Genomic DNA, 17,772 nt, shown 5'->3' with positions numbered 1-17,772 from the left:
GGTTGTGTGCTCACTTCAGGGTTTGCGTCATGCGGCGTTCTTCGGCCGCCAGCTCGGGGTGCAGGCGCGCTTCCACCTTGCGCAGCCAGTCCAGGTAGACGGGCTGATTCTTCGCCACGCCCATGCCCGCCTTGATTTCGAAGATCTTGCTGTCCTGGCAATCGTTTTCCTTCGGGAACACCGCCAGGCCCTTCACCTTCTTGCTGATGTTGGGCCACAGCATGCGGTTCAGAGGCGCCACGTCGGACCGGCCGGCCAGCACTTCTTCAATAGGCGCGACCGAACCCGAATTGGTCACACCACGCAGCCGGGCCTGTGAAAAATGTTCTCGCACCAGCGGCTCTTCGCCCGCGCCCGAGAAGTACGCCATCGTGATACCGGGCTGGTTGAAGTCCTCGACCTTGGTGGCGCTGGTGAACTTGGGGTTGGACGCCAGGCCGAACATGCACACGCTAGTGCTTGAGAACGTGACGAAATCGATGATCTTGGCGCGCTCGGCGTTCTCGTTCAGAGGCCCGATCATGATGTCCATCTGGTTGGCGATCAGCGCGGGCACCTTGGTTTCATGGCTGACCTGCACGGGCACGACCTTCACGCCCAGCAGTTGCGCGAATTCCTTGCCCAACGTCCACGACGATCCCATCCACGGCTCGCCCGAACCGCTGGTGTTCTGCACCAGCCACGGCGGGTTGTTGACCACGCCCACGCGCAGCACGCCCGCCTTGCGGATGGCGTCCACGCGGGCGCTTTCGCCGGGCGCGGGCGGGGTCTGCGCCTGGGCGGAAGCCGCGCCCGCCAGCATCGCGGCGGTCAGGAAGAAGCGGGCGGCGCGGTGGCGCGAGGGGAAGCGGGACGGCATGCAAAGTCTCCTTGATGAACATCGAAATCCGGGGATTCCCGCCGCGTTCGCCCGGAGGCGGCGCGGCGGGTACTGGCGCGCGCAGGCGCCGGCGGGTTCGCCAGATACGCACGCGCCACGCGCGTGCGGAAAAGTGATCGTTTGGAATGCGGCCGAGCGGCCTACTTGCTCTGTTCGATGATGCGGGTTTCGTCGGCCAGCAAGGCGGGCTTCATCGCTTCCGCCACCTGCCGCAGCCAGGCCAGGAATTCGGGTTGGTTCTTGTCCACCGCCAGCCCTACCGGCGACGCCTTTTCGGTGCTTTGCTGGCAGTTCGCCTCGGCGGGAAACACCACCAGGCCGCGCACCTTGTGGTTCAACCCCACCCACGGCACGCGGTTGATCGGCGCGGCGTCGGCGCGCTTGGCCATGATTTCCTCGATCGGCGCGGTAGCGCCGGAATTGGCGACGGCGCGCAACCGTGCGCGCGGGAAACGTTCCTTCACCCAGGCCTCTTCAGCCCCGCCCGTGAAGTACGCGATGGTGATGTCGGGTTGGTTCAGGTCGTCAACCGATTTGACTCGGGCCAGCTTGTCGTTGCCCGCGCGGCCGAACATGCAGACGCTGGTGGCGGAATACAGCACGAAGTCCACCACCTTCAGGCGGTCGGCCGTTTCGGCCAGGGGGCTGATGGTCATGTCGACCTGGTTGGCCGCCAGCACCGGCACCTTGGTCTCGTGCGAGACAGGAATGGCGGTCAGCTTGACGCCCAGTTGGCGCGCGGTTTCCTTGGCTAGCAGCCAGGCGGGGCCGCTCCAGGCCTCGCCACTTTTGCCGGACACATCCTGGATCAGCCACGGTGCGTTCTGCAGCACACCCACGCGCAGTTCACCGGCTTTGCGAATCGCATCCACGCGCGGGCTTTGGCCGGGCGCGGGCGCTGTCTGCGCGCTGGCCGGAAGCGACACGGCCTGCATCGACACCGCCAGCACCGTGGCGGCCGCCAGGCGCGCCAGCGCGCCGTTCCCCTTGTCCTGCTGCTGCATTGCTTGTCTCCTGATCTTGTAAGGCCCGGGTCCGGGACGCGGTTATCTTCCGCGCTCTGCCGGGGGCCACCTGGGGCACTGCATGCCGGGATGCGCTATCGCCACCCCTGCGCGAACTCACCGATAACGCGCTCAAGGTGAGCGCGCATCGCTTGCCTGGCCGCCTGCGCATCGCTCGCGACCAAGGCGCTGAAGATGCGCTGGTGGTCTTCCTGCGATGCCTGGCGCAATGCCTGCGTATGGAAATGCTGTTCAATCTTTTCCCAGATCGGGCCTTGGGCCTGATCCCACATCGACGTCACCGTCGCCAGCAGCACGCTATTGCCGGTGGACTGGGCGATGTACAGGTGAAAGCGGCGGTCGGCCTCTTCGTTGGCCGCTTTGTCCATCATCTGTTCGCGCATCGTGGTGAGCGCTTCAAAGATGCGGTCCAGGTCGGCGTCATTACGGGTAGTGGCGGCCAGCGCGGCGATTTCGGATTCGATCAGGCAGCGCGCCCGCAGCAACTCAAACGGCCCGGCCCCGACTTCCTGCGCGGCTGGCAGGCGGGCCACGCCGGGCTTGGATTCGCAGACGTAGATGCCCGACCCGCCCCGCACTTCCACCACCCCTTGCAATTCCAGCGCGATGATCGCTTCGCGCAACGCGGTGCGGCTGACGTCGAAACGTTCAGCCAGCGCGCGTTCGGCCGGCAGCCGCTTGCCGACGGCGAATTCGCCTTGGGCGACCAGAGCCTGGATCTGCGCGGCCAGCCGCACATAGGCGCGGTCCGCCACCGGCTTGCTGGCCGTTTCGTCGGGTTTGGGGATCAGTTGCAGAGTCATGGCGTTCAAAAAGTGGTTAGACCAAATCATAAGTGGTTTACCAATATTCGGAATCATGGTTTACCACTATTAAAGTGGTAAACCACAGTGCATCGATGGGTGCGCCGCCGCGCCGCGCTCGACAGGCCCGGCCTGTAGCAGGTATAGATGGCGGTTCCATAGATCGAGCAGAAGGGAGCGTCATGCCCGAATCATCCCAACAGCCCTCGTCCGCCCAGCCTGTGCCGCACCCGGCGGGCGACGATACCCTGGCCACCCTGACCGTCGGCCAGGCCGCCGCCCTGATCCGCGAAGGGCGCTTGTCCAGCGTCGCGCTGACCCAGGCCTGCCTGGACCGCATCGACGCCCATGCGGCGCTGAACGCCTTCATCACCGTGGACCGCGACGGCGCGCTGGAGCAAGCCCACGCCTACGACGCGAAACCGGGCAAGGGGCCGTTGGGCGGCGTGCCCATCGCCATCAAGGACAACATCCACGTGGCCGGCTTGCCCAACACGGCCGGCACACCCGCGCTGAAATCGTTTCGACCCGCCGAGGACGCACCGGTGGTGCAACGGCTGCGCGCGGCGGGCGCGGTCATCGTGGGCAAGACCAACATGCATGAACTGGCCTTTGGCGTGTCGGGCTACAACACCGCGTTTCCCGGCCCGTTGGGCGACGGCACGCGCAACGCCTACGACCACAGCCGCATCGCCGGAGGCTCGTCGTCCGGCAGCGGCGCGGCGGTGGGCGCGCGCCTAACGCCGGCCGCGCTGGGCACCGACACGGGCGCTTCGGTGCGCCTGCCCGCGTCGGTGAACGGGGCCGCGGGTTTCCGGCCGTCGGTCGGGCGCTACGACGGCGCGGGCATCACGCCCATTTCGCACACGCGCGACACGCCGGGGCCCATCGCCAACCGCATGGACGACATCGTGCTGCTGGACGCGGTGCTGGCCAACGACGCCGCCCCGCTTGCCGCCCTGCCCGCGCAGAACATCCGCCTGGGGCTGGCCAGTTATTTCTGGACGGACCTGGACCCGCAGGTGCGCGACGTTACTTACGCTGCGCTGCAAAAGCTGCGTGATGCGGGCGTGCAATTGGTGGAAATCGACATGCCCGAGCTGCCGGCCGCGAACGCGGCGGTGGGCATGCCGCTATGCCTGTACGAACAAAAGCCCGACCTGACCGCCTACCTGCAACGCTATGGCACGGGCGTGAGCTTTGACGAGGTGGTGGCGCAGATATCCAGCCCCGACGTCAAAGGTATCTTCGACGGCTTGATCGTGCCCGGCGTGCTGCCCACGCCGGACGGCCAGGTGCTGGCGCTGCAACCGCTGTACGAGCGCGTTATCGCGCAACAGCGTGATGAACTCATCGACGTTTACCGCCGCGCGTTCCAGGAACACCAGTTGGACGGCCTGCTGTTTCCCACGGTGCCGATCCTGCCGCCGGCCGCCACGCCGGAAGCCAGCAGCTTCGAGACGTTCAGCGAATTGGCCCGCAACGTGGACCCCGGCAGCAACGCCGGCCTGCCGGGTTTGAGCGTGCCTGCCGGGCTGTCGAAAGAAGGCTTGCCGGTGGGCTTGGAAATCGACGGACTGCCGGGCGAAGACCGGACGGTGCTGGCCATCGGGCTGACCGTTGAATGCATCCTGGGCCGCATCGCCCCGCCGAAGCAATAAGCGGGAATGGGCGGCGATGGTCGGATATAGGCGCCACAGACGCCAATGACCGGGACTGGCGCTTAGTCCCGCCGAGCCGGCACCTTTGTCCGAAGGGCCGGCTCCTTGATCCGACCAAAGGGCCAGCGCCTCGGCCCGAAAGGCCGGCGCCTTAGCCCAGGTTCGGCGCCAGCGTGCGCTTCAGGTCTTCGATGCTGCGGCCGCTGCGCTTGGCGTAGTCCTCAAGCTGGTCTTCGCCGATCACGCCCACATTGAAGTATTGCGAGTCGGGGTGGCTGAAGTAGAAGCCGGACACGCTGGACGCGGGGTACATGGCGTAGCTGTCGGTCAGCATCATGCCGATGTCGCTGCCGTCCAGCACGCGGAACATGTCGGTTTTCACAACGTGTTCCGGGCAGGCCGGGTAGCCGGGCGCGGGGCGGATGCCCACGTATTTTTCGGCAATCATGTCTTCGTTGCTCAGGGCCTCGTCGGGCGCATAGCCCCACAGGTCCTGGCGCACGCGGGCATGCAGGCATTCGGCGAAGCCTTCGGCCAGGCGGTCGGCCAGGGACTTCAACATGATGCTGGAATAGTCATCCAGCGCCTTCTCGAATTCCGCTTCCTTTTTCTCGATGCCAATGCCCGCCGTGACGGCGAACATGCCGATGTAGTCCATCTTGCCCGACGATTTGGGCGCGATGTAGTCCGACAGCGACTTGTTGCTGACGCCTTCGCGCTTGGCGCCCTGCTGGCGCAGGTTGCGATACGTGAACAGCACTTCGCTGCGCGTTTCGTCCTTGTAGATTTCGATGTCTTCGTCGTTGACGCTGTTGGCCGGGTAGAAGCCCACCACGCCGTTGGCGGTCAGCCAGCGGCCTTCGACGATGCGCTTCATCATGGCCAGGCCGTCGGCGTAGACCTTGCGCGCCTGCTCGCCCACGACCTTGTCGTCAAGAATGGCGGGGAACGGGCCGAACAGGCTCCAAGTCTGGAAGAACGGACCCCAATCCACGTACTTCACGATCTCGGCCAGGTCATAGCTTTTGAACGTGCGGCGGCCAATGAACTTCGGGCGCGGCGGCGTGTAGTTGTCCCAATCGATCACGGGGCGCGAGGCGCGCGCGTCGGCCAGCGGCAGAATCGGCGTGGCCTTGCGGTTGGCGTGGCGGCGGCGCACGTCTTCGTATTCCTGCGCCAAGTCGGCCAGGTAGGTTTCGGATTGGTCCGACATCAGGTTGGTGGCCACGCCCACCGAACGGCTGGCGTCGGGCACATAGATGACCGGGCCGTCGTAGTTGGGCGCAATCTTCACGGCGGTGTGCACGCGGCTGGTGGTGGCGCCGCCGATCATCAACGGCAGCTTGCGGCTGCGGAAGTACTCGTCGCGCTGCATTTCGCTGGCCACGTAGGCCATTTCTTCCAGGCTGGGCGTGATCAGGCCGGACAGGCCGACGATGTCGGCGTTTTCTTCCTTGGCTTTTTCCAGGATCTGCGCGCAGGGCACCATCACGCCCATGTTCACGACTTCGAAGTTATTGCACTGCAAGACCACCGACACGATGTTCTTGCCGATGTCGTGCACGTCACCCTTGACGGTGGCGATGACGATCTTGCCCTTGGCGCGCACGTCGCCGCCGGCCGCCGCGATCTGGCGTTTTTCTTCTTCGATGAACGGAATCAAATGGGCCACGGCCTGCTTCATGACGCGGGCCGACTTCACCACTTGCGGCAGGAACATCTTGCCTTCGCCGAACAGGTCGCCCACGACGTTCATGCCGTCCATCAGCGGGCCTTCGATGACTTCGATGGGGCGGCCGCCCCGGTCAAAGATCTTCTGGCGCACTTCTTCGGTGTCTTCCACGATGAAGGTGGTGATGCCGTGCACCAGCGCGTGCGACAGGCGCTGTTCGACATCCGCCTTGCGCCAGGTCAGGTCTTCTTCGCGCTTGGCGCCGGAGCCCTTCACGCTGTCGGCAAACTGCACCAGGCGTTCGGTGGGCGTGCGTTCGTCGGCCGGGTCCGTCTTGCCCACGGGTTCGGCGCGGTCCAACACCACGTCTTCGACCAGATCGCGCAGCTTGGGGTCCAGGTCGGCGTACACGCCCAACTGGCCGGCGTTGACGATGCCCATCGTCATGCCTTCCTTGACCGCGTAATACAGGAACACGGTGTGGATGGCTTCGCGCATCGGCTCGTTGCCACGGAACGAGAAGCTGACGTTGGACACCCCGCCCGATATACGGGCGTGCGGCAGGTTGTCGCGGATCCAGCGGGTGCCTTCAATGAAGTCCACCGCGTAGTGGTTGTGTTCGTCGATGCCGGTGGCGACCGCGAAAACGTTCGGGTCGAAAATGATGTCTTCCGGCGGGAAGCCTTCTTCGTCCACCAGGATCTTGTACGCGCGGCCGCAGATTTCCTTGCGGCGTTCCAGCGTGTCGGCCTGGCCCAGTTCGTCAAAAGCCATGACGACCACGGCCGCGCCGTAGCGGCGGCACAGGCGGGCGTGATGGCGGAAGGGCTCGATCCCTTCCTTCATGGAAATGGAGTTCACCACCGCCTTGCCCTGCACGCACTTCAGGCCGGTTTCGATAACTTCCCACTTGGAACTGTCGATCATGACCGGCACGCGGGCGATGTCGGGCTCGGACGCGATCAGGTTCAGGAAGCGGTGCATGCAGGCCACCGAATCCAGCATGGCCTCGTCCATGTTGATGTCGATGATCTGCGCGCCGTTCTCAACCTGCTGGCGGGCCACGGCCAGCGCCTCGTCGTACTTTTCTTCGCGGATCAGGCGGGCGAACATCTTGCTGCCCGTCACGTTGGTGCGTTCGCCCACGTTGACGTACAGCGTGTCTTCGTCGATGTTCAACGCTTCCAGGCCGGACAGGCGCGTCTTGACCGGAATGTCGGGCACGACGCGCGGCGTCAGCGATGCGACCTTGTCGGCAATGGCGCGGATGTGGTCGGGCGTGGTGCCGCAACAGCCGCCCGACATGTTCACCAAGCCGGCGCGGGCAAATTCTTCCAGCAGCGCGGACGTGTCGGCGGGCGTTTCGTCAAAGCCGGTTTCGGCCATGGGATTGGGCAGGCCGGCGTTGGGGTACACGCAGACATAGGTGTCGCAGATCTTGGACAGCTCGGCCACGTAGGGCCGCATCAGCGCCGCGCCCAGCGCGCAGTTCAGGCCGATGGTGACGGGGCGCGCATGGCGCACGGAATTCCAGAAGGCTTCGACCGTCTGGCCGGAAAGGATGCGACCCGAGGCGTCGGTGACGGTGCCCGAGATCATCACGGGCAGGCGGATGCCGCGCGCTTCGAACACTTCTTCGGTGGCGAAGATGGCCGCCTTGGCGTTCAGCGTGTCGAAGATGGTTTCGATCAGGACGATGTCGATGCCGCCGTCCAGCAACCCGTTCAACTGCTCTATATAAGCCACACGCAATTCGTCGAAGGTGACGTTGCGGGCGCCGGGGTCATTCACGTCGGGCGAGATCGACGCGGTCTTGGGCTGCGGGCCCAGGGCGCCAGCCACGAAGCGCGGCTTGTCCGGCGTGCTGTAGGCGTCACAGGCTTCGCGCGCGAGTTGCGCGGAAACCAGGTTCAGTTCGTAGGCCAGTTCCGGCAGGTCGTAGTCGCCCTGCGCGATGGTGGTGGCGCCGAAGGTGTTGGTCTCGATGACGTCCGCGCCCGCTTCCAGATACTGGCGGTGGATCTCGGAGATGACGTCGGGGCGCACCAGCGACAGCAGTTCGTTATTGCCCTTGACGTCCTTGCCGTGGTCGGCGAACCGCTCGCCCCGGAAGTCGGCCTCGCCCAGCTTGTAGCGCTGGATCATGGTGCCCATGGCGCCGTCCAGGATCAGGATGCGCTTGCCCAGCAGGCGGGCGAATTCACCACCTTGGGTATAGGCTTCGGGCGGGTACGGCAGGCGGGGATACGACACGGGCAGGTCCGGATAAAGTTGGCCAACGGCGGCGCGGATGTGGCTAAAAAGCGAAAAACGCCGAAAAAACAAGCCCTGATCGTAACAAAACGGGGTCCCGCGCGCCCTCGGGTGATACAGTTTCGGCCCCGAACCGGTGCTTTCGGCGCATTGGGCTGGCAAGAACGCAACACTTGCCTGCCCGCGTGCGAAAGGTAAACGGGAAACAGGAAGACGCCCCCCGGGCCGCCGCCGCCTTGCCACACAGCAGGCTGCCGGCAGGCCCCGCGTCCAGCCTGTGCTGCCCCCGCAACGGTCCCCATGCGCGCTTTGCGCCCATGGCAGCCCGATACCGGCCAGTTCGCTCGTCAGGAAGTCCATCGCCGCCGCGCCAGGCCAGTCTGGCCCAACGTGGCGCGGTGGCATCCTCCCATCGTGATTGGCCTGCGGGGTCGCGGGTCGCATCGAGGTTACGTAGATGAAAGCCCGCTCTATCCGGCGTTACGCCGGCGCCCTGCTCTGTTCCGCTCCGGCCATCGCCGCCGCCCAGCAAGCTGCCTCCCCCACCCCGAACTCGACACGGTCACCGTCACCGCCCAGCGCGTGCCGACCGACGGCCGCACGCTGCCGGTGTCCATTTCGGTGATCACCGCCGAAGACATCGCCGCCAGCAGCGCCCGCACCATGCAGGACCTGCTGTCGACCCAGGCCGGCATCAACCTGATCAACACCAGCAGCTCCAGCGACAACGCCATTGTCGACCTGCGCGGCTTCGGCATCACGGGCGCCAGCAACACGCTGATCCTGATCGACGGCGTGAAGCAGAACACGAATGACCTGTCCGCCCCCAGCCTGGGCGTGGTGCCACTGGACCAGGTGGAACGCGTTGAAATCGTGCGCGGCAGCGGTTCGGTGCAGTACGGCGGCGGCACAACCGGCGGCGTCATCAACATCATCACAAAATCGGATTTCTCGAAAGAGCCGGTGACGGCCCGCGCCACCGCCACGTTTGGCAGCTACGGCCTGCGTCAGTACGACGCCGCGGTGGCCCTGAACAACCAGAAGGTCGGCGTAGACGCCTACATGCAGTCGCTGCACAGCGACGGCTACCGCGACCACAGCGGCGAGCGCCGCGAAGGCGGCGGCGGTGGCATCACGCTGCGCCACGACAACGGCTCGATCCGCCTGTACGGCCGCACCACCACGCAAAAGCTGGAACTGCCCGGCCCGCGCCTGATCAGCCCGTCGACGGGCGTGAACGAATTCCAGGACGACCCGCGCGGCTCGAAGAACGATGTGGACTACGTCAAGACCACGTCCACCACCTTCGGCCTGCAAGTGGAGCAAGCCATTGGCACGGGCATGCTGTACGCCGACCTGTCCACCCGCGAAAAGAAGCTGAACGGTCTGTCTTTCGACGGCTTTGGCGACACCTTGCGCGACCAGAAGCTGGAAGAGAACATTGCCAGCGTGCGCTATCGCCTGCCGATCAACGGCGGCCATAGCATCGTGTTCGGCGCCGACGCGCAAGAATCCAAGACCACCGCCGACCAGAACGCCTACTACGACTTCGAACCGTCGAAGTGGCAATCGCGCCAGCACCAGTACGGCCTGTTCGCCGAAGGCCAGATCCGCGCCACCGACAGCACCACCGTCACGGCCGGCGTGCGCCGCCAGTACGCCTCGGACGACCTGGAAGTGCTTAGCGGATCGGGCACCGCGTCGGACCGCAGCAACCACCTGACCGCCTGGCAGTTGGGCGTGCGCCAGGAACTGTCGGCCGGCTTCGGCCTGTACGGCAAGGTCGGCCGCAGCTTCCGCCTGCCCAACGCAGACGAACTGCTGTCGGTGCAAAGCCCGCTGGCCCCGCAAACGTCCACCGACAAGGAAATCGGCGTGACGTGGCAAGGCGCGGCCAGCAGCGCCCGCCTGTCGTACTTCCGCTATGACCTGACCAACGAAATCCAGTACAACCCGCTGGCCGACGGCATGTGGGGCCCGGGCACCGGCGCCAACACCAACCTGGATCCGACCCGCCGCCAAGGCATCGAACTGGAAGGCCGCACCGCCGTGTCCAGCAGCGTCACGCTGGATGCCAACCTGACCTGGATGGAAGCGCAATTCCGCTCGGGCACCTACGCGGGCGTGGACCTGGCCGGCAAGACCGTGCCGCTGGCGCCCAAGTGGCTGGCCAACGCCGGCGTGACCTGGCGCCCCACCGACGCCTTCCTGTGGAACGTGTCGGCGCAGTACGTGGGCAAGTCGCGCATGGACAACGACCAGGCCAACCAGTTCGACAAGGAACTGGACGCCTACGTGCTGTTCAACACGAAGGTTGCGTACAAATTCACGCGCAACATCGAAGGCGCCATCGGCGTGAACAACATCTTCGATCGCCAGTACGCCACGTACGGCATACGCGGCGGCAATGCATCGTTCGAAATGCTGGGGCCGGTTGCCAACTACAACCTGTACCCGGCGCCGGGCCGCAATTTCTACGCGTCGCTCACCCTGCGCTATTGATGGCGGACATCCGATATAGTCGGCGTTCTTCGCTGACCTTATCGGCTCTTGCATGACGTACGCACGCGCATTGATTCGCCCCTGCCCGGGGCGGTTCCTGAAGCGGTCCCTGGGCCTTCTGCTGGCCCAGGGCGCCCTGCTGGCTTGGGCGGCGACCCTGGCCGCGCCCTCGGTCGCAGCGTCGGCCGCAACTTCGGACGCCCCCTCGGTCGTACCTTCGTCCGCCCCCTTGGCCGCTACCCCGGCCGCAACGCCCGCCGACACCGCCATCCACACGCAGGACGACAAGGGCCGCCCGGTTTCCCTGGCCGCGCCCGCGCGCCGCGCCATCACGCTGGCGCCGCACGCGACCGAGCTGGTTTTCGCGGCCGGTGCGGGCGACTACCTTGCCGCCACCATCCGCGGCAGCGACTACCCCCCGCCGCGCGCCAGGTGCCCGTCATCGGCGACGGCACACAACCCGACGCCGAACGCGTGGCCGCCGTCCGCCCCGACCTGCTGATTGCCTGGCAACCCACCGCGGCCCAACCCGTGGTGCGCGTCATGGACAAGCTGGGCGTGCCGGTGTTCTACAGCGACCCCTTGACGCTGGCCGCCATACCCGACGCCGTGGAACGCATGGGCGTGTTGTTCGGCACCCAGGCACAAGCCCAACCGGCCGCCGCGCAACTGCGCGCTCGCCTGGACGCCCTGACCGCGCGCTACGCCGGCCGCCGGCCCGTGCGCGTCTTTATCCAGGCGGGGCTGGACCCGATCTACACCCTGAACGACAGCAGCATCGTCAGCGACGCGCTGCGCATCTGCGGCGGCGTCAACGTCTTTGGGCAGGCGCCCATCGTGGCCCCCCAGGTCAGCCTGGAAGGCGTGCTGGCGGCCCGGCCCGAAGCCGTGTTGGCGGGCGTAAGCCGGCCCGAGGACACAGCCCGCAACCTGGCCGCCTGGCAGGCGCTGGGGCTGCCCGCCGCGCGCCTTGGGCACGTCTACGGCGTGGATGCCGACGCGCTGTATCGCCCTGGGCCGCGCCTGATCGACGCGGCCGAAGCCATCTGCGCCGACCTGGACCGGCTGCGCTGATCCGTTCTTGGTATTTGGCGCAATCCTTGAAAAACGGAACGCCGCTTCTCATGGACTTCGGCGTGCGGCGTGACATCGTGCTTTATCATTCGCCAAAGCCTTTCAGTCAGCCTACCGCGGGCATCGCTGTGCGCACCCGCCCTTTGAAACACCGCCATGACCACACAAGACACTCTCACCATCGCCGGACGCGCCTATTCGTCGCGCCTGCTTGTCGGCACCGGCAAGTACAAGGACTTTGAACAGACCCGCGCGGCGCTGGACGCCAGCGGCACGGAAATCGTCACCGTCGCCATCCGCCGCACCAACATCGGCCAGAACGCGGGCGAACCGAACCTGCTGGACTACGTCCCGACATCCAAATTCACGCTGCTGCCCAACACGGCCGGCTGCTACAGCGCCGACGACGCCGTGCGCACGCTGCGCCTGGCGCGCGAACTGCTGGACGGCCACGATCTCGTCAAGCTGGAAGTGCTGGGCGACCCGCACACGCTGTTCCCGAACATGCCCGAAACCCTGAAGGCCACCAAGACGCTGGTCGACGAGGGCTTCAAGGTCATGGTCTATTGCACCGACGACCCCATCCAGTGCCGCATGCTGGAAGACATGGGCGCCGTGGCGGTGATGCCGCTGGCGTCCCTGATCGGCTCGGGCATGGGCATCCTGAACCCCTGGAACCTGCGCCTGATCATCGATCAGGCCCGCGTGCCGGTCGTGGTGGACGCTGGCGTGGGCACCGCGTCGGATGCCGCCATCGCCATGGAACTGGGCTGCGACGCCGTGCTGATGAACACCGCCATCGCTGGCGCGCAAGACCCGATCCTGATGGCCAGCGCCATGAAGAAGGGCGTGGAAGCCGGCCGCGAGGCCTTCCTGGCCGGCCGCATGCCCAAGAAGCTGTACAGCGGCGCGCCCAGCTCGCCCACCGAAGGGCTGATCACCGGCGGCCCGGGCGCGGCGAAATGAGTTCGCGCCAACAGGACGGCAACGCCCGTCCCATTCCCAACGCGCTGAGCATTGCCGGCGTCGACCCGTCCGGCGGCGCCGGCATCCTGGCCGACGTCAAGGCGATGAGCGCGCTGGGCGCCTATGGTTGCGCCATCATCGCCGCGCTGACGGCCCAGAACACGAAGGGCGTCACCGGCATCTCGGCCGTGCCGCCCGCGTTTGTGGGCTTGCAGATCGATACGCTGTTCGCCGACGTGCGCATCGACGCGGTCAAGATCGGCATGCTGGGCCAGCGCCCGGTGATTGAAGTGGTGGCTGAAAAGCTGGCCAAGTGGACCCCGGCGCATGTGGTGCTGGACCCGGTCATGGTGGCCAAAAGCGGCGACCTGCTGCTGGAGAACGACGCCGTGGGCGCCATGCGCGAAGCGCTGCTGCCGCAATGCACGATGCTGACGCCCAACCTGCCCGAAGCCGGCGTGCTGCTGGAAGAGCGGCCGGTGGAAACCGTCAAGGAAATGCGGCGCGTGGCCGAACGCCTGCGCAACAAGCTGGCGCATTCGGGCGAACGCTGGGTGCTGGTCAAGGGCGGCCATCTGCCTGGCAACGAGACCATCGACCTGCTGCACGACGGCGACCGCATGATCGAGCTGCCCGGCCACCGCATTGAAACGGCAAATACCCACGGCACCGGTTGCACGCTGTCGGCAGCGCTGGCGGCCTTGTTGCCTCAAATTGGGGACGCACCGGAGGCGGCGCGCCGCGCCAAGGCTTATCTGACCGAAGCCATTCGCCACGCCGAGCGGCTGTCGGTGGGGTCGGGACACGGCCCGGTGCATCACTTCCACGCCTGGTGGTAACGGACGGCCCCAGCCCGGGGCTTGCTCGCTGGGTATGCTGATAATCGCGGCGCTTTTCGAAGCGCCGCAATCGTTTCCGGGCGCTGAAACACCTGCCTGCGGCGCGCGCCGTCACAGGCCGCTACGAATCGGTACAATGGCCGCCTGATTCCTCTGTTTTTTCCTGACCGTCATGAACGCTTCGACCCTGCCCGACGTAGAACAAGCCCGCTTCAATATGGTGGAACAGCAGATCCGCCCGTGGGACGTCCTGGACGCCAACGTGCTGCAAGCGCTGTTCGATGTGCGCCGCGAACAATTCGTTCCGCCGGCCCTGCGCGCCCTGGCGTTTTCCGACCTGGAACTGCCGCTTGAAATCAATGCGGTCAACACCCGCCAGACCATGCTCGCCCCCAAGGTTGAAGCGCGTCTGGCGCAAGAACTGCAATTGACCAAGTCCGACTGCGTACTGGAAATCGGCACCGGTTCCGGCTACCAGGCCGCGCTGCTGGGCTATCTGGCCCAACAGGTGACCTCGGTTGAAATCGACAGCCGCCTGGTGACGTTCGCGCAGCAGAACCTGCAAATGAACAACGTCACCAACGTCAAGGTTGAAACCGGCGACGCCCGCAACGGCTGGGGCTCCACCGAATACGACGCCATTCTGGTCACGGGTTCGGTGCCGGTCGTGCCGGACGCGCTGAAGTACCAACTGCGCGTGGGTGGCCGTCTGGTCGTGATCGTGGGCCAGGCCCCCGTCATGACGGCCTGTCGCATCACCCGCACCACCGCCGCCAGCTTTGAAACGGTGAACCTGTTCGAAACCGTGATCAAGCCGCTGCGTGGCGTTGCGGTGTCGCAGTTCAAGTTCTAACCCCCCTCCCTGCCGCCCCGCGCCCGCCCCGCATCGGGGCCCGCGCGCCCTGGGACGGCCCGGCGTATCGTTGACAATCATGCGCGTCCGACTGCTTACGGCTTTACTGGTTTTTACCTGCGCCGCAAGCGTCGCTTCGTCGTCCGTGTTCGCGCAGAACCTGATCCAGGTCTGGCAAGCCGCGCTGGGCAATGACCCGATCTACGCCGCGGCCCGCGCGAACTATCGCGCCGGCCTGGAAAAAGAACCCCAAGCCCGTTCGCTGCTGCTGCCGCTGATCTCGGCGGAAGCTGGCGGCGCCTACCAGGAAACCCGCAGCACGCGCGGCCTGGGCGTGTCGTATAGCGGCGGGCGCGGCGTCTGGGATCTGGCGCTGACCCAGCCTCTGTTTGATTGGGGCCGCTGGCAGAACTACGAGCAGTCCAAACTGATCGTTGCCGACGTCGAGGTGCAACTGCAGCAGGCCTATCAAGACCTGCTGCTGCGCGTGGCCGACGCCTATTTCAACGTGCTGTATGCGCAAGACGCGCTGACCGCCACCGAGGCCGAAAAGGCCGCCGTGGCCGGACAGTTGGAATCGGCGAAGCGCAATTTCGAGCTGGGCAATTCCACGGTCACCGACACGTATGAAGCACAGGCGCGCTACGACCTGGTGGTGGCGCAGGAACTGCGCCTGCAGAACGATCTGGACGTGCGCCGCGACGAACTCGCCAAGATCATAGGGTCACCGCCTGGCGCGCTGGCCGAACTGCCCTACGGCGTGCAATTGCCGGCGCCCCAACCCGCGCGCGTCAACGACTGGAGCACGCAGGCCGAATCGTCCAGCCTGGAAGTGCTGCGCGCGCAATTACTGACCCGCATCGCGGGGCGAGAAATCCAGATCGCCAAGAGCGGCCACTATCCCACGCTGAACCTGCGCGCCACCAGCGGCAGCGCCAGCGACGCAGTCATGCGCAATGCCGCGCCGGGCAAGCCGATCGACAACACGGTGGGCGTGGTGCTGTCGATTCCGCTGTATTCCGGTGGCGGCGTGTCGTCGCAAGTGACCGAAAAGGTGCAGTTGGAACAGAAGGCCCGCCACGATTTCGAAACCGCGCGCCGCCAGGCAATTCAGGCCGCGCGCCAGTATTACACCGGCGTCACGAGTGGGCTGGCACGTATCCGGGCGCTGGAAGCCGGTGAAAAATCCAGCCGGGCAGCCGTGGAAGCCAACCGTACGGGATACGAAGTCGGCGTGCGGATCAACCTGGATGTGTTGAACGCGCAGCAACAGCTTTATGCGACGCAACGCGATCTGGCGCTGGCGAGGTATAGCACGGTGCTGTCGGGGTTGAGGCTGAAGGCAAGCAGCGGGATTTTGGCCGAAACGGATCTGGAAGCGATCAATCGCTTGTTGAGGGACCCGAGGTAAGGAGGTGATGGGTTGCGCGCGATGGGCGCTTGGTCGTTCATGACCGATGTGCCGCGCTTCACCCATCCTACGCATCAAGGACAAGCGGCCTCGCTCGTAGGATGGGTGAAGCGCGCGATACCCGTCGCAAGAACCCCACCGAAGATCGCGCGGAATCCATCACCTTCCCGCGCAAAAAGATGCGGCCCTTGAGCCGCATGTTTGTCAGCCGCCCTGAATCTTCTTCACCAGCGCCGTCGTGGACCGTTCGAATTCGAACGGGATCGCCACCGCGCGGCCGCCCCAGCTTTTTACCAGCGCCGTTTCCGGCAGCGTTTCCATGTCGTAGTCGCCGCCCTTGACGATCAGATCGGGCTTGATCTCGCCGATCAAGGCTTCGGGCGTGTCTTCGTGGAACGACGTGACCACGGTCACGCAGCCCAGCGCGGCCAGTAGCGCGGCGCGGTCTTCCATGCGATTCAACGGGCGTTCGGCGCCTTTGCCCAGGCGGCGCACCGACTCGTCGGTGTTCACTGCCACCACCAGCGTCGCGCCCAGCTGGGCGGCCTGATCCAGATACGTGGCGTGGCCGCGATGCAGGATGTCGAAGACGCCGTTGGTGAATACCAGCGGCCGCGGCAGGCGGCCAGCGGCGACGGCGGCGACGCATTCGTCGCGGGACAGGACTTTGGATTCAAAACGGGCGGCGGACATGCGGCGATTATATCCGCGCATCCGCCGCCAAGAAGCAGCATCCCCGGGGGCTCTCCGGCGAGCTTTCCCGGTCGCCCCGAAATATCAGGCGCCGCCCAGGATGATCTTCTTTTCCTTGGGCACGACCAGCGCCGTCATTTCCTTGCGGTAGCGATTCAGGTCTTTCACCGTTTCGAAGCTGCGATCCATCAGCTTGGACAAAATGTGCAGGATGCGGCTGGCGACCTTTTGTTCCCAGATGCCGTCAAAGCGAATCTGCGTGTCGAGCCAGTGCTCCAGCCAGCCCGGCTCGGGCAGGCGCGATTGCACGGTGTCGTTGGGGAACAGGTCTTTGTTCACGTGCAGGTTGGTCGGGTGCAGCGCCTGCTGGGTCCGGCCGGCCGAAGCCATCAGCACACCGATCTTCGAGAACGCCAGGCGAGCCTGTTCGCTGGTGTCCTGGCCGCGGTCATGCAGCGCTCGGCGCATGTATTGCAGGTACGCGCCGGCATGGCGGGCTTCGTCTTGCGCCACAGTCTTGTAGATGGCCTTGATGACCGGTTCCGTGTGCCATTCGGCGGCACGGCGATACCAGTGGTTCAGGCGAATCTCGCCGCAGAAATGCAGCATCAGCGTTTCAAGTTCGGGCGCAACGTCGAATTCAAAGCGCACGTTGTGCAGCTCTTCTTCGGTGGGAACCAGGTCCGGACGGAAGCGGCGCAGGTATTCGATCAGCACCAGCGAGTGCTTCTGCTCTTCGAAGAACCACACCGACATGAATGCGCAGAAATCGCTGTCGCCGCGGTTGTCGCGCAGAAACATCTCCGTGGCCGGCAGCGCCGCCCATTCGGTGATGGCGTTCATCTTGATCGTTTGCGCCTGCTCGTCCGAGAGCTTGCTGCGATCGAAATCCCCCCAGGGGATGTCATGAGCCATGTTCCAGCGCACCGCTTCCATGGTCTTGAAGAGTTCAGGATAAAGCATGGTCTGCCCTTGTATTCGTCCCGCTTGTGGGGCGATAGAAATTAATGAATGGCGCACGCGTCTTGTCGGCGTAACGCTGCATTCATCCACCGCAGCGCTATTTTTCGCCGTTTCCCGCGAAGCTATGATGACCGTTTCATGAATGAAACATGACAGCGTTCGTCTAGATCATCGCGC

Annotated in this window: 12 protein-coding genes and 1 pseudogene; 7 read left to right on the top strand and 6 right to left on the bottom strand. The window is 65.4% G+C overall.

Annotated features, from left to right (window positions below; genetic code table 11):
- Nucleotides 1-10: 10 nt before the first annotated feature.
- From ELS24_RS02880 to ELS24_RS02870, 3 genes are all read right to left on the bottom strand, one after another.
- Nucleotides 11-859, bottom strand: coding sequence for a substrate-binding periplasmic protein (locus tag ELS24_RS02880; protein WP_050450252.1), 849 nt, complete (start codon nucleotides 857-859; stop codon nucleotides 11-13).
- Nucleotides 860-1,020: 161 nt separating this feature from the next.
- Complete coding sequence (locus ELS24_RS02875) at nucleotides 1,021-1,884, bottom strand: substrate-binding periplasmic protein (protein ID WP_050450253.1); 864 nt, start codon at nucleotides 1,882-1,884, stop codon at nucleotides 1,021-1,023.
- Between the two features lie 95 nt (nucleotides 1,885-1,979).
- Nucleotides 1,980-2,708 carry a FadR/GntR family transcriptional regulator gene (locus ELS24_RS02870; protein ID WP_127183353.1) on the bottom strand — a complete coding sequence of 243 codons (729 nt, stop codon included), beginning with the start codon at nucleotides 2,706-2,708 and terminating at the stop codon, nucleotides 1,980-1,982.
- Between the two features lie 182 nt (nucleotides 2,709-2,890).
- On the opposite strand from ELS24_RS02870, the gene iaaH reads away from it, so the two are divergent.
- Complete coding sequence (gene iaaH, locus ELS24_RS02865; protein ID WP_127183352.1) at nucleotides 2,891-4,369, top strand: indoleacetamide hydrolase; 1,479 nt, start codon at nucleotides 2,891-2,893, stop codon at nucleotides 4,367-4,369.
- A gap of 151 nt (nucleotides 4,370-4,520) precedes the next feature.
- Here iaaH and metH read toward each other — a convergent pair whose 3' ends face one another.
- On the bottom strand, nucleotides 4,521-8,294 hold the full coding sequence (metH, locus tag ELS24_RS02860) for a methionine synthase (protein WP_127183351.1): 3,774 nt from the start codon (nucleotides 8,292-8,294) through the stop codon (nucleotides 4,521-4,523).
- Nucleotides 8,295-8,594: 300 nt separating this feature from the next.
- On the opposite strand from metH, the gene ELS24_RS02855 reads away from it, so the two are divergent.
- The 6 genes and pseudogenes from ELS24_RS02855 (at nucleotide 8,595) to ELS24_RS02830 (ending at nucleotide 15,939) form a co-directional block, all read left to right on the top strand.
- The gene (locus tag ELS24_RS02855) at nucleotides 8,595-10,796 is read left to right on the top strand and encodes a TonB-dependent receptor (RefSeq protein WP_240669435.1); all 2,202 of its coding nucleotides are present in this window, start codon (nucleotides 8,595-8,597) and stop codon (nucleotides 10,794-10,796) included.
- Nucleotides 10,797-10,848: 52 nt separating this feature from the next.
- Nucleotides 10,849-11,870 (top strand): annotated as a pseudogene (locus tag ELS24_RS02850) (cobalamin-binding protein).
- 156 nt (nucleotides 11,871-12,026) lie between these two features.
- Entirely contained in the window at nucleotides 12,027-12,836 is an 810-nt protein-coding gene (locus tag ELS24_RS02845; protein ID WP_050449101.1) for a thiazole synthase, read from the top strand.
- Nucleotides 12,833-13,675 carry a bifunctional hydroxymethylpyrimidine kinase/phosphomethylpyrimidine kinase gene (gene thiD, locus ELS24_RS02840; protein ID WP_050449102.1) on the top strand — a complete coding sequence of 281 codons (843 nt, stop codon included), beginning with the start codon at nucleotides 12,833-12,835 and terminating at the stop codon, nucleotides 13,673-13,675. The genes ELS24_RS02845 and thiD overlap by 4 nt, the downstream gene beginning before the upstream one ends.
- A 172-nt stretch (nucleotides 13,676-13,847) precedes the next feature.
- On the top strand, nucleotides 13,848-14,528 hold the full coding sequence (locus ELS24_RS02835) for a protein-L-isoaspartate O-methyltransferase family protein (RefSeq protein ID WP_050449103.1): 681 nt from the start codon (nucleotides 13,848-13,850) through the stop codon (nucleotides 14,526-14,528).
- Between the two features lie 79 nt (nucleotides 14,529-14,607).
- On the top strand, nucleotides 14,608-15,939 hold the full coding sequence (locus ELS24_RS02830; RefSeq protein WP_050449104.1) for a TolC family outer membrane protein: 1,332 nt from the start codon (nucleotides 14,608-14,610) through the stop codon (nucleotides 15,937-15,939).
- A 204-nt stretch (nucleotides 15,940-16,143) separates the two neighbouring features.
- On the opposite strand, the gene rfaE2 is transcribed toward ELS24_RS02830, so the two are convergent.
- Together rfaE2 and ELS24_RS02820 are read right to left on the bottom strand one after the other, a co-directional pair.
- A complete protein-coding gene (gene rfaE2 / locus ELS24_RS02825) occupies nucleotides 16,144-16,632 on the bottom strand; it encodes a D-glycero-beta-D-manno-heptose 1-phosphate adenylyltransferase (protein ID WP_050449144.1) in 489 nt (162 codons plus the stop codon).
- 84 nt (nucleotides 16,633-16,716) lie between these two features.
- Nucleotides 16,717-17,595, bottom strand: a complete 879-nt coding sequence (locus ELS24_RS02820; protein WP_050449105.1) for a ferritin-like domain-containing protein — start codon at nucleotides 17,593-17,595, stop codon at nucleotides 16,717-16,719.
- Nucleotides 17,596-17,772: the final 177 nt, after the last annotated feature.

This window comes from Achromobacter spanius, assembly GCF_003994415.1.
Lineage (GTDB): Bacteria > Pseudomonadota > Gammaproteobacteria > Burkholderiales > Burkholderiaceae_B > Achromobacter > Achromobacter spanius_C.
This window is presented reverse-complemented; position numbering and strand designations above follow the sequence as displayed.

Excerpts from the sequence above, each read along its gene's own strand:
- ELS24_RS02880 (WP_050450252.1), bottom strand. The coding sequence starts at position 859 with ATGCCGTCCCGCTTCCCCTCGCGCCACCGCGCCGCCCGCTTCTTCCTG.
- ELS24_RS02875 (WP_050450253.1), bottom strand. The coding sequence starts at position 1,884 with ATGCAGCAGCAGGACAAGGGGAACGGCGCGCTGGCGCGCCTGGCGGCC.
- ELS24_RS02870 (WP_127183353.1), bottom strand. The coding sequence starts at position 2,708 with ATGACTCTGCAACTGATCCCCAAACCCGACGAAACGGCCAGCAAGCCG.
- iaaH (WP_127183352.1), top strand. The coding sequence starts at position 2,891 with ATGCCCGAATCATCCCAACAGCCCTCGTCCGCCCAGCCTGTGCCGCAC.
- ELS24_RS02855 (WP_240669435.1), top strand. The coding sequence starts at position 8,595 with ATGCGCGCTTTGCGCCCATGGCAGCCCGATACCGGCCAGTTCGCTCGT.
- ELS24_RS02845 (WP_050449101.1), top strand. The coding sequence starts at position 12,027 with ATGACCACACAAGACACTCTCACCATCGCCGGACGCGCCTATTCGTCG.
- thiD (WP_050449102.1), top strand. The coding sequence starts at position 12,833 with ATGAGTTCGCGCCAACAGGACGGCAACGCCCGTCCCATTCCCAACGCG.
- ELS24_RS02835 (WP_050449103.1), top strand. The coding sequence starts at position 13,848 with ATGAACGCTTCGACCCTGCCCGACGTAGAACAAGCCCGCTTCAATATG.
- ELS24_RS02830 (WP_050449104.1), top strand. The coding sequence starts at position 14,608 with ATGCGCGTCCGACTGCTTACGGCTTTACTGGTTTTTACCTGCGCCGCA.
- rfaE2 (WP_050449144.1), bottom strand. The coding sequence starts at position 16,632 with ATGTCCGCCGCCCGTTTTGAATCCAAAGTCCTGTCCCGCGACGAATGC.
- ELS24_RS02820 (WP_050449105.1), bottom strand. The coding sequence starts at position 17,595 with ATGCTTTATCCTGAACTCTTCAAGACCATGGAAGCGGTGCGCTGGAAC.